Source organism: Rhodococcus sp. NPDC057529 (genome assembly GCF_042802055.1).
GTDB lineage: Bacteria > Actinomycetota > Actinomycetes > Mycobacteriales > Mycobacteriaceae > Rhodococcus_F.
Genome location: NZ_JBHVEY010000005.1, coordinates 153078 through 167418 on the forward strand (window position 1 = coordinate 153078; position 14341 = coordinate 167418).

At 67.1% G+C, this 14341-nt stretch carries 11 protein-coding genes; 7 read left to right on the forward strand and 4 right to left on the reverse strand.

Annotation, left to right across the window (positions count from 1 at the left end; all coding sequences use genetic code 11):
* Positions 1-19: 19 nt before the first annotated feature.
* Positions 20-916 (reverse strand): Ku protein, encoded by an 897-nt coding sequence (locus ACFU5V_RS11665; protein ID WP_378699253.1) that lies wholly within the window; start codon positions 914-916, stop codon positions 20-22.
* Positions 917-947: 31 nt separating this feature from the next.
* Positions 948-2096, reverse strand: coding sequence for a lycopene cyclase family protein (locus ACFU5V_RS11670; protein WP_378699255.1), 1149 nt, complete (start codon positions 2094-2096; stop codon positions 948-950).
* 647 nt (positions 2097-2743) lie between these two features.
* Here ACFU5V_RS11670 and ACFU5V_RS11675 point away from each other — a divergent pair.
* Positions 2744-4375, forward strand: a complete 1632-nt coding sequence (locus ACFU5V_RS11675; RefSeq protein WP_072942064.1) for an ABC-F family ATP-binding cassette domain-containing protein — start codon at positions 2744-2746, stop codon at positions 4373-4375.
* Positions 4376-4447: 72 nt separating this feature from the next.
* Positions 4448-4663 carry a helix-turn-helix domain-containing protein gene (locus ACFU5V_RS11680; protein ID WP_043825986.1) on the forward strand — a complete coding sequence of 72 codons (216 nt, stop codon included), beginning with the start codon at positions 4448-4450 and terminating at the stop codon, positions 4661-4663.
* Between the two features lie 25 nt (positions 4664-4688).
* Here the strand turns inward: ACFU5V_RS11680 and ACFU5V_RS11685 are convergent, their stop codons facing one another.
* Together ACFU5V_RS11685 and acnA are read right to left on the reverse strand one after the other, a co-directional pair.
* Positions 4689-5255: a TetR/AcrR family transcriptional regulator gene (locus tag ACFU5V_RS11685; protein WP_072942061.1), complete on the reverse strand. Its 567-nt coding sequence runs from the start codon at positions 5253-5255 to the stop codon at positions 4689-4691.
* A 175-nt stretch (positions 5256-5430) separates the two neighbouring features.
* Positions 5431-8232 carry an aconitate hydratase AcnA gene (gene acnA, locus ACFU5V_RS11690; protein WP_378441597.1) on the reverse strand — a complete coding sequence of 934 codons (2802 nt, stop codon included), beginning with the start codon at positions 8230-8232 and terminating at the stop codon, positions 5431-5433.
* 306 nt (positions 8233-8538) lie between these two features.
* On the opposite strand from acnA, the gene ACFU5V_RS11695 reads away from it, so the two are divergent.
* The 5 genes from ACFU5V_RS11695 (at position 8539) to ACFU5V_RS11715 (ending at position 14337) form a co-directional block, all read left to right on the forward strand.
* Positions 8539-9147, forward strand: coding sequence for a DUF6676 family protein (locus tag ACFU5V_RS11695; protein ID WP_378441599.1), 609 nt, complete (start codon positions 8539-8541; stop codon positions 9145-9147).
* 380 nt (positions 9148-9527) lie between these two features.
* Positions 9528-11009 carry an NlpC/P60 family protein gene (locus ACFU5V_RS11700; protein ID WP_378699627.1) on the forward strand — a complete coding sequence of 494 codons (1482 nt, stop codon included), beginning with the start codon at positions 9528-9530 and terminating at the stop codon, positions 11007-11009.
* Positions 11010-11213: 204 nt separating this feature from the next.
* The gene (locus tag ACFU5V_RS11705; RefSeq protein WP_378435861.1) at positions 11214-12389 is read left to right on the forward strand and encodes an AAA family ATPase; all 1176 of its coding nucleotides are present in this window, start codon (positions 11214-11216) and stop codon (positions 12387-12389) included.
* Entirely contained in the window at positions 12386-13360 is a 975-nt protein-coding gene (locus tag ACFU5V_RS11710; RefSeq protein WP_378435831.1) for a DUF58 domain-containing protein, read from the forward strand. Before ACFU5V_RS11705 ends, ACFU5V_RS11710 begins: the two co-directional genes overlap by 4 nt.
* Entirely contained in the window at positions 13357-14337 is a 981-nt protein-coding gene (locus tag ACFU5V_RS11715; protein ID WP_378435833.1) for a VWA domain-containing protein, read from the forward strand. The genes ACFU5V_RS11710 and ACFU5V_RS11715 overlap by 4 nt, the downstream gene beginning before the upstream one ends.
* Positions 14338-14341 lie beyond the last annotated feature (4 nt).

The window sequence follows — 14341 nt, forward strand, 5'->3', positions numbered from 1 at the left end:
CGAGCCCCTCCCCGTCGGTTCAGGCGCGTTTGCGTTCCGAGGTGGACGACTTCGCTGTGGCCTTCTTCGCCGCGGTCTTGGCCGGGGCTTTCTTCGCCGGTTTCTTCTTGGCGGGTGCGGCCTTCTTTCCGGCGGCATCGACGCTGCGCTGCAGTGCGGCCACCAGATCGACCACTTCGGCGTCCTCGCCGCTCTTCTCGACCTCGGCGACGGGAATGACCTTCTTGCCGCCCGACTCGATCATCTCGTCGAGCAGTTCACGCAACTGCACCTGGTAATCGTCGGTGAACTCGGTGGGGTCGAAGTCGTCGGCCATGCTGTCGACGAGGGTCTCGGCCATCGCGAGTTCCTTCGCCTTCGGCTTGTCGACGTCGTCGAGTGAGGGGAACTCGGCCGCGCGGACCTCGTCCGGCCACAGCAGCGTCTGGATCACCAGTACGCCTTCCCGCGAGCGCATCGCGGCCAGTCGGGTGCGCTGGCGCAGCGTGAAGTGGACGAGGGCGGTGCGGTCGCTGTTCTCGAGGGCGGTCGCAAGGAGGACGTAGGCCTTCGGAGAGCTGGAATCCGGTTCGAGGAAGTAACTCTTCTCGAACAGAATGGGGTCGATTTGTTCGGTCGGCACGAACTGAAGAACGGGTATCTCGTGTTTCTCGGCGGCGGGCAACTTGCCGAAATCGTCGTCGGTCAACACCACGCGGACGCCGTCGTCGGAGTCGTAGGCCTTGTCGATATCGGCGTATTGAACGACGTTGCCGCATTCGGAGCACACGCGGTTGTATTTGATCCGGCCGCCGTCCTTGGCATGGACCTGGTGAAATCTGATGTCGTGATCTTCGGTTGCCGAATAGACCTTGACCGGCACGTTCACGAGTCCGAACGCTATCGAGCCCTTCCATATCGACCGCATGCGTTCCATGATGGTCTCCTTTTCGCGTTCGCGCGACAGTTCATCGAACTTCCCGGCGAAGCGTGGAACGGAGAATCACACCTCGGATATCGCCGGAGGAAGCGAGAAACATCCGGCCCATTGCCGACAGCGTTCCGCGCGGATTCGACCGTTCGGACAGATATGCGGCCTGCAGTCGTGGCGGTAGATCGAAGAAATGCTCGAAGAATTCGGGGACCTGTTCCGGCCCCAGATCCAACAGGACGCGCAGACCGACCGATCGCAGGGACGCGACGGTGCGCGCCTTCCACGGCCACAGTCGCCCGTTCGAGCCGTCACGAAGGTCCCGCGCCAGAGCATCTGCGTACTGAAGGGACGCGGCGACGCTGTAGCCGGTGCCGGGGTGCATCAAGCCGTCACGGGCTCCGAAGCGCACCTGGTCCGAGCTGTGAGACCGACCGGCCTGGGGTGGCGGCTCCACAGCGAATCTGACCCGCTCGACGTCCGAATGGGACGGAACGGTGGTGCCGCGCGCGCGGAGACGGTGGTGGAGTCTGGTGGCGAGTTCGGAGATCGCGAGTGGGGGCCGGCCGACGAGGCAGGTCTCCTCGAGCAGGAACCGGTCCCGGGTGAGCGGGACCCCGTAGAGGAAGGACGGCGTGTCCGTCGGTGACGTGCCGTTGTCGCGGCGCCAATCCATGAACACCGCGGCCTCGCCTCCCAGCGCGTGCGCGGCCGTCCCGGGATCCACTACGACCCCGTATGCCGTCTGCTGGGCGAGGTCGGGGCTGTCGCCCGTACCGCGGGCATCGACGACGACGTGAGCGTTCAGCGTCGAGCCGTCGTCCAATCGGACCGAGGTGGGGGACAGAGCCACCGCTCTACCTGCGATGACAGTTCCGCAATGGTCGCCGAGTATTGATTGCAGCCTTGATGTATTCAAAACGCAGTACGTGCGATCGATCACGTGGCGACGGGTCGTCCACGCGGCCGGGCGGTCGGTTCTCGTCGCGACGGCATCCCGCGGGAGCCAGTCGGGGAGTTCGCCTTCCCAGGCGGCGTACGTTGCGGTCCACGATCTGCGGGGGAGCGGATCGACCGATACGACCGCCGAACCGAGGGCAGAAGCCCTATGGGCGAGGGCGCGGCCCGCGGGGCCGAGGCCGACGACCGCGACGTCCCAGATCGGTGGACGGGGAGTGGCTGTCACGCGGCCAGCCTGTCACTTCAGGTCAGCCTTCGTCGACAGAACTGTGTTCCACGATCCGACCCAGACGGAACGCTGGTATTTCTGGAACTGGACGCAACGACGCTCGGCTGGCTCGCGGGGTAGCGGACATTTTCCATGTCGAGTCCCGACCTGCAGGAACTCATCACTGCGCAGCCCCGATAAGGGAGGAGTGGATGGAGGGGAGCGGGCGACGCGGTCGGGCCGGGATCGCACGCGGGGAGGTGGGGTGTGGTTCGTCACTCGGCTCGGGGTGGGGAGTTGCCTGCGGCCGGCGGTCGCCGAACAGATGTGCGCCGCCGCCCGCCGGTTCGAACTCCGCCGGCTCGCGGCGCGATCAGGCAGCTTAAGAGTCGGACTGTGACGGAACACAATGATTTCACGAATATCACTCGCTCGGCTCTGCCTCGCACCAACGGCACTCACCACCGTCCGCACATCCAGACCACACCATCCACGTCTCATTCAGCGAAGAAGACGGGGCGGAGATCGGGCCCGGCGGCGAACGTTAGCGGGATCACGGGCGTGCGTGGTCCGAGTGGGTGGCGGTCGGGTAAAATTGCTGGTTCGTGTGCTCTTTGCGCAGGTTTTCTCATTCAGCGCCTTCGTCATTTTCCTAGGAGTTCTTGTTGATCACCGCTACCGACCTGGAAGTTCGAGCTGGAGTGCGGACGCTGCTGTCCGCTCCCGGGCCGGCTTTGCGGGTACAGCCCGGCGACCGCATCGGGCTGGTCGGCCGTAACGGTGCCGGCAAGACGACCACACTCCGCATCCTCGCGGGGGAGGGGGAACCGTACGCGGGCGCCGTGGTCCGCACCGGCGACCTCGGGTACCTCCCGCAGGACCCGAAGGAAGGCGACCTCGACGTCCTCGCGAAGGACCGCGTGTTGTCCGCGCGCGGTCTCGATTCGCTACTGCGGGACATGGAGAAGCAGCAGATCCTGATGTCGGAGGTCGTCGACGACGCCGAACGCGACAAGGCCGTCCGCAAGTACGGCAACCTCGAGGACCGGTTCTCCGCCCTCGGCGGGTACGAGGCCGAGAGCGAGGCGGCACGCATCTGCAACAGCCTCGGACTGGCCGACCGCATCCTCGGTCAGCAACTGCACACCCTGTCCGGTGGTCAGCGCCGCCGAGTCGAACTGGCGCGGATCCTGTTCGCCGCGTCGGACGGCAGCGGCGGACGGTCGGACACGACCCTGCTTCTCGACGAGCCCACCAACCACCTCGACGCCGACTCGATCACGTGGCTGCGGGGATTTCTGCAGAACCACGAGGGCGGTCTGATCGTGATCAGCCACGACGTCGATCTGCTCAACGACGTCGTGAACCGGGTGTGGTTCCTCGACGCCGTGCGCGGCGAAGCCGACGTGTACAACATGAGCTGGAAGAAGTACCTCGACGCCCGCGCGACCGACGAGCAGCGTCGCCGCCGTGAGCGCGCGAACGCGGAGAAGAAGGCCGGAGCGCTCCGCGCGCAGGCCGCGAAGCTCGGCGCGAAGGCCACCAAGGCCGTGGCGGCGCAGAACATGGCGAAGCGCGCCGACAAGCTGATGTCGGACCTCGACGCGGAACGCGTGTCCGACAAGGTGGCCCGGATCCGGTTCCCCGAGCCGGCCGCGTGCGGCAAGACGCCACTGATGGCGGAGAACCTGACCAAGGTCTACGGGTCGCTCGAGATCTTCACCGGAGTGGACCTCGCGATCGACCGTGGGTCACGCGTCGTCGTGCTCGGTCTCAACGGTGCGGGTAAGACGACGCTGCTGCGCATCCTCGGCGGCGTCGAGACCCCCGACGCCGGAGGACTCGTCCCCGGCCACGGACTGAAGATCGGCTACTTCGCGCAGGAACACGACACCCTCGACGACAACGCGTCGGTGTGGGAGAACATTCGCCACGCGGCGCCGGACACGGGGGAGCAGGAGCTGCGTTCGCTGCTCGGTGCGTTCATGTTCACCGGCCCGCAGCTCGAGCAGCCGGCGGGCACCCTGTCCGGTGGTGAGAAGACCCGCCTCGCGCTCGCGGGGCTCGTGTCGTCGGCGGCGAACGTCCTGCTGCTCGACGAGCCGACGAACAACCTCGACCCCGTTTCCCGCGAACAGGTGCTCGACGCGCTCCGCAGCTACACCGGGGCCGTCGTGCTGGTGACCCACGACCCGGGTGCCGCCGAGGCGCTCGACCCGGAGCGGGTCATCCTCCTGCCCGACGGCACCGAGGACCACTGGTCGCAGGACTACCTGGAACTGATTCAGCTCGCCTGAGCCGGCGCGTAGATATCGCCGTCGCTCCGCTCTACCGTGGAAACCACCGTCGCTCGCCGACTGGAGGAGTTCATGGCTGACATCGGGGTCTTCGCCAAGAGCGCTCGGATCACGGGACCGTCGCGTGCCGATCTGCAGGCGGAGCTGAAACAGCGCTATCAGGCCGGGGCGAGTATTCGTTCCCTCGCCCGGGAAATGGGGCGATCGTACGGGTTCGTCCGCAACATTCTCGCGGAGTCCGAGGTGGAGCTCCGCGGACGAGGCGGAGCTCACCGTCGTAAGACCTGACCGGTGTCGGTGGGGGAGTGCGGTGTCAGTCGCGGCGTCGGACGGATTCCTCGACGAGATCGAGCACGGCCGACAGATTGTCACCGGCGTGCCCGGAGGCGATGCGCGCGACGAGGCCGTCGAGCACCAGGTCCAGGTAGCCGATGAGGACGTCGGTCGGCACGTCGTCGCGGAGGCGGCCCGCCGACTTCTGCCGCGCGAGGCGTGCCATGGTCGCCTCGGTCAGTTCCGCCGACCGTTGCGACCAGCTTCTGCGGAAGTCGGGATCGTTCCGCAGCCGCCGGGCGATTTCGAGTCGGGTTCCCAGCCAGTCGAACTGGTCGGGCTGGGCGAGCATGTCCCGCATCACCTGGACGAGACCCTCGTGGGCGACCACGTCGGCCATCCTGGTCGCGTCCTCGTGGGCGAGCGCCAGGAACAACCCGTCCTTGTCCTTGAAGTGATGGAAGATCGCCCCGCGTGACAGTCCGGTCACTTCCTCGAGCCGGCGGACGGTGGCGCCGTCGTAACCGTATTCGGCAAAGCATCGGCGGGCGCCGTCCAGGATCTGACTGCGCCGGGCCGCGAGATGGTCTTCACTGACCTTGGGCAAAGTGCCTCCTTCGTCGGCCTGTGCACTGTTCTCGGCCCTTCGCGAGAAAGGTGACCTCAAGCACCGAGCGCGCACGACCAGTCATTCGGGACGGTGAGTTCCGCTCGAAGTGGTCGTGCGCGCTCGGTGCCGGTTCGGGCCGGAAACACGCACAGGCGCGGAGCGCCTAGAGCGCCTAGCCCTTGATCATGTTGCGGAGCACGTACTGCAGGATGCCGCCGTTGCGGTAGTAATCCGCTTCACCGGGGGTATCGATGCGTACGACTGCGTCGAACACGACCTTCTCGCCGTTCTCACGCGTCGCCGTGACCTTCATGGTCTTCGGGGTGACGCCCTCGTTGAGCTTCTCGACGCCTTCGATGTCGAAGGTCTCGGTGCCGTCGAGTTTCAGCGACGCAGCCGACTCGCCGGCCGGGAACTGCAGTGGAACGACGCCCATGCCGATGAGGTTGGAGCGGTGGATGCGCTCGAACGACTCGGTGATGACGGCCTTGACGCCGAGGAGGCTGGTGCCCTTGGCGGCCCAGTCGCGCGACGATCCGGAGCCGTACTCCTTGCCGCCCAGGACGACCAGCGGGATGCCGGCCTTCTGGTAGTTCTGCGACGCGTCGTAGATGAAGGCCTGCGGGCCGCCGTCCTGGGTGAAGTCGCGGGTGTAGCCACCGGAGACGTCGTCGAGGAGCTGGTTGCGCAGACGGATGTTCGCGAACGTTCCGCGGATCATCACCTCGTGGTTGCCGCGACGCGAGCCGAGCGAGTTGTAGTCCTTGCGCTCGACGCCGTGGGAATCGAGATACTGCGCGGCGGGGGTGCCGGACTTGATCGGGCCTGCCGGGCTGATGTGGTCGGTGGTGACCGAGTCGCCGAGCAGGGCGAGGACGCGAGCGCCCTTGATGTCCTTGACCGGAGCCGGATCCTTCGGCATGCCGTCGAAGTACGGAGCCTTGCGGACGTAGGTCGAGTTCTCGTCCCACTCGAAGGTGTCACCCTCGGGGGTGGAGAGGTTCTGCCAGCGGCTGTCGCCCGCGAAGATCGTGGCGTAGGACTTGCGGAACATGTCCTGGCTGATCGCCGTCTTGATGGTCTCTTCGATCTCCTGCGTGGACGGCCAGATGTCCTTCAGGTACACGGGGTTGCCCTCGCTGTCGTCGCCGAGCGAGTCGGTTTCGAAGTCGAAGTCCATGGTTCCCGCAAGGCCGTAGGCGATGACGAGCGGCGGGGAGGCCAGGTAGTTCATCTTGACGTCGGGGGAGATGCGTCCCTCGAAGTTGCGGTTGCCCGAGAGCACCGCGGTGACCGACAGGTCGTTGTCGTTGATGGCCTTGGACACTGCCTCGGGCAGCGGGCCGGTGTTGCCGATGCACGTGGTGCATCCGTAGCCGCCGAGGTAGTAGCCGAGCTTCTCGAGGTACGGCCAGAGGCCGGCCTTCTCGTAGTAGTCGGTGACAACCTGTGAACCGGGTGCCATGTTGGTCTTGACCCACGGCTTGGTGGCGAGGCCCTTCTCGACGGCATTCCGCGCGAGCAGCGCCGCGCCGAGCATGACCGACGGGTTGGACGTGTTGGTGCAGGACGTGATGCCGGCGACGACGACGGCGCCGTGATCGAGAACGAACTCGCCTGCGTCGGACTTGACGACAACCGGCTTGCTCGGGCGGCCTTCTGCGCCGTTGGCGGCGGAGAGAACGTCGACTGCTCCGTCATCGGCAAACGACAGAACCGCGGGGTCGGACGCCGGGAAAGATTCCTCGACGGCCTCGTCGAGCTGAGTGTGCTCGGTCGGATAGTTCTCTTCCACGTAGTTGTGGATGTCCTTGCGGAACGCGGTCTTCGACTCCGACAACAGGATTCGGTCCTGCGGACGCTTCGGGCCGGCGATCGAGGGAACAACGGTTCCCAGATCGAGCTCGATGTACTCGGAGAAGACGGGCTCGTTGTCGGGATCGTGCCACAGGCCCTGTTCCTTGGCGTAGGCCTCGACGAGGGCGAGCTGCTCGTCGCTGCGGCCGGTGAGGCGCAGGTAGTCGATCGTCTCGCTGTCGATCGGGAAGATCGCTGCGGTGGAACCGAATTCGGGGCTCATGTTGCCCAGGGTCGCGCGGTTCGCGAGCGGAACCTCGGCAACACCCTTGCCGTAGAACTCGACGAACTTGCCGACCACGCCGTGCTTGCGGAGCATCTCGGTGGCGGTGAGCACGACGTCGGTCGCGGTGACGCCGGGCTTGATCTCCCCGGAGAGCTTGAAGCCGACGACGCGGGGGATGAGCATGGAGACCGGCTGGCCGAGCATGGCTGCCTCGGCTTCGATGCCGCCGACGCCCCAGCCCAGCACGCCCAGGCCGTTGACCATGGTGGTGTGCGAGTCGGTGCCGACGCAGGTGTCGGGGTAGGCCTGGCCGTTGCGTGCCATGACGGTCGGTGCCAGGTATTCGATGTTGACCTGGTGAACGATGCCCATTCCCGGGGGGACGACCTTGAAGTCGTCGAATGCGCCCTGGCCCCAGCGGAGGAACTGGTAACGCTCGCCGTTGCGCTCGTATTCGAGGTCCACGTTGCGCTCGAGTGCATCGGCCTGGCCGAAGATGTCGAGAATGACCGAGTGGTCGATGACCATGTCGGCGGGGGAGAGCGGGTTGACCTTGTTGGGGTCGCCGCCGAGGGTGGTGACAGCCTCACGCATGGTGGCGAGGTCGACGACGCAGGGAACGCCGGTGAAGTCCTGCATGATCACGCGAGCCGGCGTGAACTGGATTTCGATGCTCGGCTGAGCCGAGGGATCCCAGCCTGCAATTGCGCGGATGTGATCCGCGGTGATGTTGGCTCCGTCTTCGGTGCGGAGAAGGTTCTCGGCGAGAACCTTCAGGGAGTAAGGCAACTTCTCGGTGCCGGGGACGGCCGCGAGTCGGAAGATCTCGTAGGAGTTCTCACCGACCTCGAGGGTTCCCTTTGCTCCGAATGAATCAATACTGGTGCTCACGTCAGCTCCACTCGTCTATGTGAGGGTCGCCACCGACGGGGCTGTGTCGACGGCTGCAGGCACTGCGGGCACGACTGATCCGTGTGCGCTGTCGTGCTAGCGATGACGGAATCGGCCCCTACCGCGGTACCTCCGATAGTCTAACAGTACGCTTGTCCTGTGAGAATTCGGGGCGGAAACGGGCCCGTACTCCCGGCGATTCTCCACTACCGCGGCAGGGACGCACCCGCGCGGAACGGAACTTCGGGGACTCCTCACGTAGTGTTCACGCGAGGCTTACGTTCCTACAGCACACCCGGATGAGAGATGCCTGCCCCTATCGCCACCGCACTTCCTGCCCGTGTCACGGTTCCCGTCCATTCGGCCCTCCCGTTGTCGACGGACCTTCCGGAAGACATCGACGTCTCCGACGTGGTCGCGGACGTGTCCGACGACGGAGTGTCGGCACCGTCCGACGAGACCGGTGAACTCGCCGCCGTCGTCGACCGCGCGGCCGAGCACGGCATCAAGCTGAGCATCGTGGTGCTGGACGAGGATCCCGGCCGCGACTCGCAGTTGCGTGACCTCGCGACCGAGGTCGGCGCGGAGGAGGGCGGCACCGTTCTGGTGCTGAGCCCCAGCTGGGTCGGCACGTACAGCGATTCGATCAGCCGGGTGCTGCTCGAGTCGGGGCAGGACCGCACGTACACCGGCGACGCGGTGGTCTCCGCGAATCACTTCGTCGACGAGGTGATCGAGCCGGGGCCGCCGTGGGCCCTGTTCACCGCCGTCATCGTGGCGATCGTCGTCATCGCGTCGGCGGCGACGTTCTTCGCGAAGTCGCGCCGGGTGTCCGGCTCGAAGGACGGCGACGCCGCGAAAAAGGGCAATGGTGCCGCGGGCGCCGGCACGACGTACGAGCGACAGAAGCCCTGACGCCGTCCGAATTCCCGGGATAACTCGGCGGCAATTTCACGATTCGCCCGTGTGCGGCCGCTGCCTGCGTCGATGCGCGTAAATGGCGCCGACGATTCACAGTTCGACATTTCCGCTGGTCAAATTACTCATGTGTTATTTGTGACTAAAGTTTCCATAGAGTCCGGAAGTGTCGTACGGTGCATTTGGCGCTCTTGGGGAAGAAGTGTCGCAGGCTGGTGATTGACGTCCAGAGTGACGGCGTTCCGGCGTATGTCGGTGTCGCCGGAACACGGAAGGTGTGGCTGCCGCAAATTTCTCCCCACGACGAGCACGGCGCGGCCTGCGCGATCGGTGCAGAACCGAGGGAGAGAGTTGTGAAGCGACAAGCACGAGCTGGAGTGGGGCACCGCAGCTTCTCCCGCAGGCGCGCTCGCGCCGTGCGCCTCCTGATCGGACTGGGCATCGTCGGGGCGCTGGTCGGCAGCACACCCGGCCTGGCCGCCGCGGTGCCGCCCCCGCCGCCGAACCCGTCCGACTCCGACATCGCGCAGGCGCAGACCCAGGTGTCGGCGGGTCTCGGGCAGGTCAGCGAACTGATCAACCAGGTCGCCGCCGCGGATCAGCAACTCGCCCAGCTCGACAACGAGGTCGCCATCAAACGCGAGGACGTGAACCGCGCGCTGGTCGATCTGCAGAACGCCCGCAGCGCCGCCGATCTGGCCGCCAGCGTGGTCGGGGCCTCCCAGCAGGCGTTGCGCGACGCCGGAGCGCAGATCGAGCTGGCGCAGAAGGACTTCGACAAGTACGCCCGGTCGAGCTACACGCAGGGCACCAACGTGTCCGCGATCTCGACGTACCTGGGCGCCCAGGGCCCCGGTGACGTCCTCGACCGCGCGCAGGTGCTGAAACTCCTCGCCACCAGCCAGAACGCGGTGCTCGAGGGCCTGCAGCGCGCCCGGACCGCCCAGGCCAACAAGGATTCCGCGGCGCGCGAGGCGAAGCAGCAGGCGGACGTGGCCGCCGACCAGGCCGCGTCGAAGAAGTCGCTGGCCGAGCAGGCGATCGCGATCGCCCGCTCGGCGTTGCAGGACCAGGCGGCGAAGAAGGCGCAGATCGAGAGCAACCGGGCGGCCGCGCAGGCCCAGCTCGACGCCGCCCGCGGGAACGTCGCGGGGCTGCAGGGGCAGCGTGAGGCGTACGCGACGTGGGAGGAGCAGAAGCGCGCCGAGGACGCGCAGAAGGCTGCCATCGCCGCCGCGGCCCGGGAGGCCGCGACGCAGGCCGCCGCGCGGGTCGCCGCCAACGAGGCGGCACGCCAGCGCGCGGCGGAACTCGCCGCGGGGCAGCGGGCGCACACCACGATCGAGGACGATTCGGAGGACGAGGACTCCGCCGCGACCACGCCGAAGTCGACCCCCAAGTCGAAACCGTCGACCAGCGGTGAGGAACTGACGGGCAGTGAGGCGATCGAGACCGTCATCGACCGCGGCCTGTCCCAGATCGGTGTGGAGTACGCGTGGGGCGGCGGCGACGAGGAAGGCCCCACCCTGGGTATCCGCGACGGCGGTGTCGCCGACAGTTACGGCGACTTCAACAAGGTCGGTTTCGACTGCTCCGGTCTGATGATCTACGCGTTCGCCGGGATCGGCATCTCGCTGCCGCATTACACCGGTTATCAGTACACCGCGGGCGAGCAGGTTCCCTCGGAGGAGATGCAGCGCGGCGACATGATCTTCTGGGGTCCCAACGCCAGCCAGCACGTCGCCCTGTACCTCGGGGACGACCAGATGCTGGAGGCGCCGCAGTCGGGAGACGTCGTCAAGATCTCCCCGGTGCGATGGGACGGCATGACCCCTTACGCTGTCCGTATGGTGTCGTGATCCATGATGTCGATGAAGTAGTCCGCAGTGCGGATCGTGCTTGGTTGCGGCGGGGGTTGCTTGCACCTGGAATAGTTGAGCAAGTACGTGAACGGGCGGAACGATCTAGGTGAAAGCGGTGGATTCTTGGTGACCTCACGTGATGATGCGGTATCGGAGGGTGCAGCCCGGAAGGAGTCGCCCGCGAAGGCCGCTCCCGAAGGTGTGAAGAACGGGGGTGCGGCCAACGGATCGGGTCCCCAGAACGCCACCGCACCGACGGCACCCTCACAGGATGCGGGCACGCAGACCGTGCTCACGAAGCCGGTCGCACCCAGTCTCGCCGCCGACGTCCAGACGCTGGAACGCGCGATCTACGAGGTCAAGCGGGTGATCGTCGGGCAGGACCGGCTGGTGGAGCGGATCCTGGTCGGTCTCCTCGCGAAGGGGCACGTGCTGCTCGAGGGTGTGCCGGGTGTGGCGAAGACCCTGGCCGTCGAGACGTTCGCGAAGGTGGTCGGCGGGTCGTTCTCCCGCGTCCAGTTCACCCCGGACCTGGTGCCCACCGACCTGATCGGTACGCGCATCTACCGGCAGGGGCGGGAGGAGTTCGACACCGAACTCGGCCCCGTCGTCGCGAACTTCGTGCTCGCCGACGAGATCAACCGCGCACCGGCGAAGGTGCAGTCGGCGCTGCTCGAGGTGATGGCCGAGCGCCACGTCTCGATCGGCGGCAAGCGGTACCACATGCCCGACCCGTTCCTGGTGATGGCGACGCAGAACCCGATCGAGAACGAGGGTGTGTACCCGCTGCCGGAGGCGCAGCGCGACCGCTTCCTGTTCAAGATCCTCGTCGACTATCCGACGGTGGAGGAGGAACGCGAGATCGTCTACCGGATGGGTGTCGACGCGCCGGAACCGCATCAGGTTCTCGACCCCGAGGAACTGGTCCGCCTGCAGAAGGTCGCGAGCGGTGTGTTCGTGCACCATGCGCTCGTCGACTACGTGGTGCGGGTCATCGCGGCCACCCGCACGCCGGCGGAGTTCGGTCTCCCCGACGTCGACGGCTGGATCGCGTACGGCGCGTCTCCGCGTGCGACGCTGGGCATCATCTCCTCGGCGCGGGCGCTGGCGTTGCTCCGCGGGCGTGACTACGTGGTGCCGCAGGACGTGCTCGAGGTGATCCCGGACGTGCTGCGGCACCGGCTCGTGCTGTCCTACGACGCGCTCGCCGACGAGGTGAGCCCGGACGACGTGATCTCCCGTGTGCTGCAGACGGTGGGTCTGCCGCAGATCGCCGCACAGCCGACGGCGGTCCCGGCCGCTCCCGCCGGTCACAACGGACCTCCCGTCCCGTCCACGTCGGTGCCCGGACCGACGGCGATGAGCCAGCCACGGTGAGTGCGCGTACCGCCGGTGCGCAGAGTGCCGGCCCGCCGCCGTCGTTTCGCTCCGGCGAACTTCGTGATCCCAAACTGTCCGCGGCGTTGCGGACGCTGGAACTGACCGTCCGCCGCCGTCTCGACGGTGTGCTGCACGGCGACCATCTGGGCCTGATCCCGGGGCCGGGCTCGGAGCCGGGTGATGCGCGCGAGTACCAGCCGGGCGACGACGTCCGTCAGATGGACTGGTCGGTGACCGCCCGCACGACGCACCCGCACGTCCGGCAGTCGGTCGCGGACCGGGAGCTGGAGACGTGGCTCGTCGTCGACCTGTCGTCGAGCCTGGACTTCGGTACCGCCGGGTGCGAGAAGCGGGACCTGGTGGTGGCCGCGGCCGCCGCCGTCACGCATCTGACCAGCGGCGGCGGCAACCGGATCGGGGCGATCGTCTCGACCGGCGCCCAGACCACGCGGATCCCGGCCCGCGGTGGCCGGATCCACGCGCAGGCGATGTTGCGTCGGATCGCGACCACCCCGCACGCCCCGGACGGGGTGCGGGGCGATCTGCAGGGGGCGGTGGAGTCGCTGCGCCGACCGCAGCGCCGCCGCGGTCTGGCCGTCGTCATCAGTGACTTCCTGGGTCCGATCGACTGGGAAAGGTCGCTGCGGGCCATCTCGGGGCGCCACGACGTACTCGGTGTCGAGGTGCTCGACCCGCGAGATCTGGAATTACCCGACCTGGGGGATGTAGTGCTGCACGATCCGGAGTCCGGCAGGACCCGCGAGTTCACGACCACACCGCAACTGCGCGCCGACTTCGCGCGCGCCGCGGACGAGCACCGCCTGCAGGTGGAGCAGTCGTTGCGGCGGTGCGGGGCCCCGCTGCTCAGCCTGCGGACCGACCGGGACTGGATCTCGGACGTGGTGCGGTTCGTGTCCGCCCGGAAACACAGCTACGGGACCGCGACGAACCAGAGGTCCCGCCGGTGAGTCTTTCGCAGTTCACCTCACCGTGGTGGTTGCTGTTCCTGCTGGTGGTCGGGGCGTTGGTCGCGGGATACGTGTGGGTGCAGCGGCAGCGGCAGAAGCACACCCTCCGGTTCACGAACTACGCGCTGCTCGAGAAGGTCGCGCCGTCGCGGCCGGGCCGGTCCCGGCACATTCCGGCGCTGCTGATGGTGCTGGCTCTGGTGTTCTTCAGCGTGGCGCTGGCCGGCCCGACGGAGGACAAGCGGGTTCCGCGGAACCGGGCCACCGTGATCCTCGTCATCGACGTGTCGTTGTCGATGAAGGCGACCGACGTGGAACCGACCCGGCTGGCCGCCGCACAGGACGCCGCGAAGTCGTTCGCCGACGGGCTCACCCCCGGCATCAACCTCGGTCTCGTCGCGTTCGCAGGCACCGCGTCGGTGCTGGTGTCGCCGACCACCAACCGGGAGGCCACGAAGGTCGCGATCGACAATCTGCAGTTGAGCGAGCGGACCGCCACCGGCGAGGCGATCTTCACGTCGCTGCAGTCGATCGACACGCTGGCCGCGGTGCTCGGCGGCAGTGACCAGGCGCCGCCGGCCCGCATCGTGCTGCTCTCGGACGGCAAGCAGACGGTTCCCGAGAACCCGGACGATCCGCGCGGCGGGTTCACCGCGGCCCGGCAGGCGAAGGACAAGGACGTTCCCATCTCGACGATCTCGTTCGGCACGAGCTACGGCAAGGTCGAGATCGAGGACGAACGCATCCCGGTTCCGGTCGACGACCCGTCGCTGCGGGAGATCGCGAATCTCTCCGGTGGCAGTTTCTTCACGGCGTCGAGCCTGGAGGAACTGCGGGACGTCTACGACACCCTCGAGGAGCAGATCGGGTTCGAGACCACCCGCGGCGACGCCAGCCGCCCGTGGCTCGTGCTGGGTGTCCTCTCCGCCACGGCGGGGCTGATCCTCGCGCTGGTCCTGCGCCAGCGGCTGCCGTGATCTG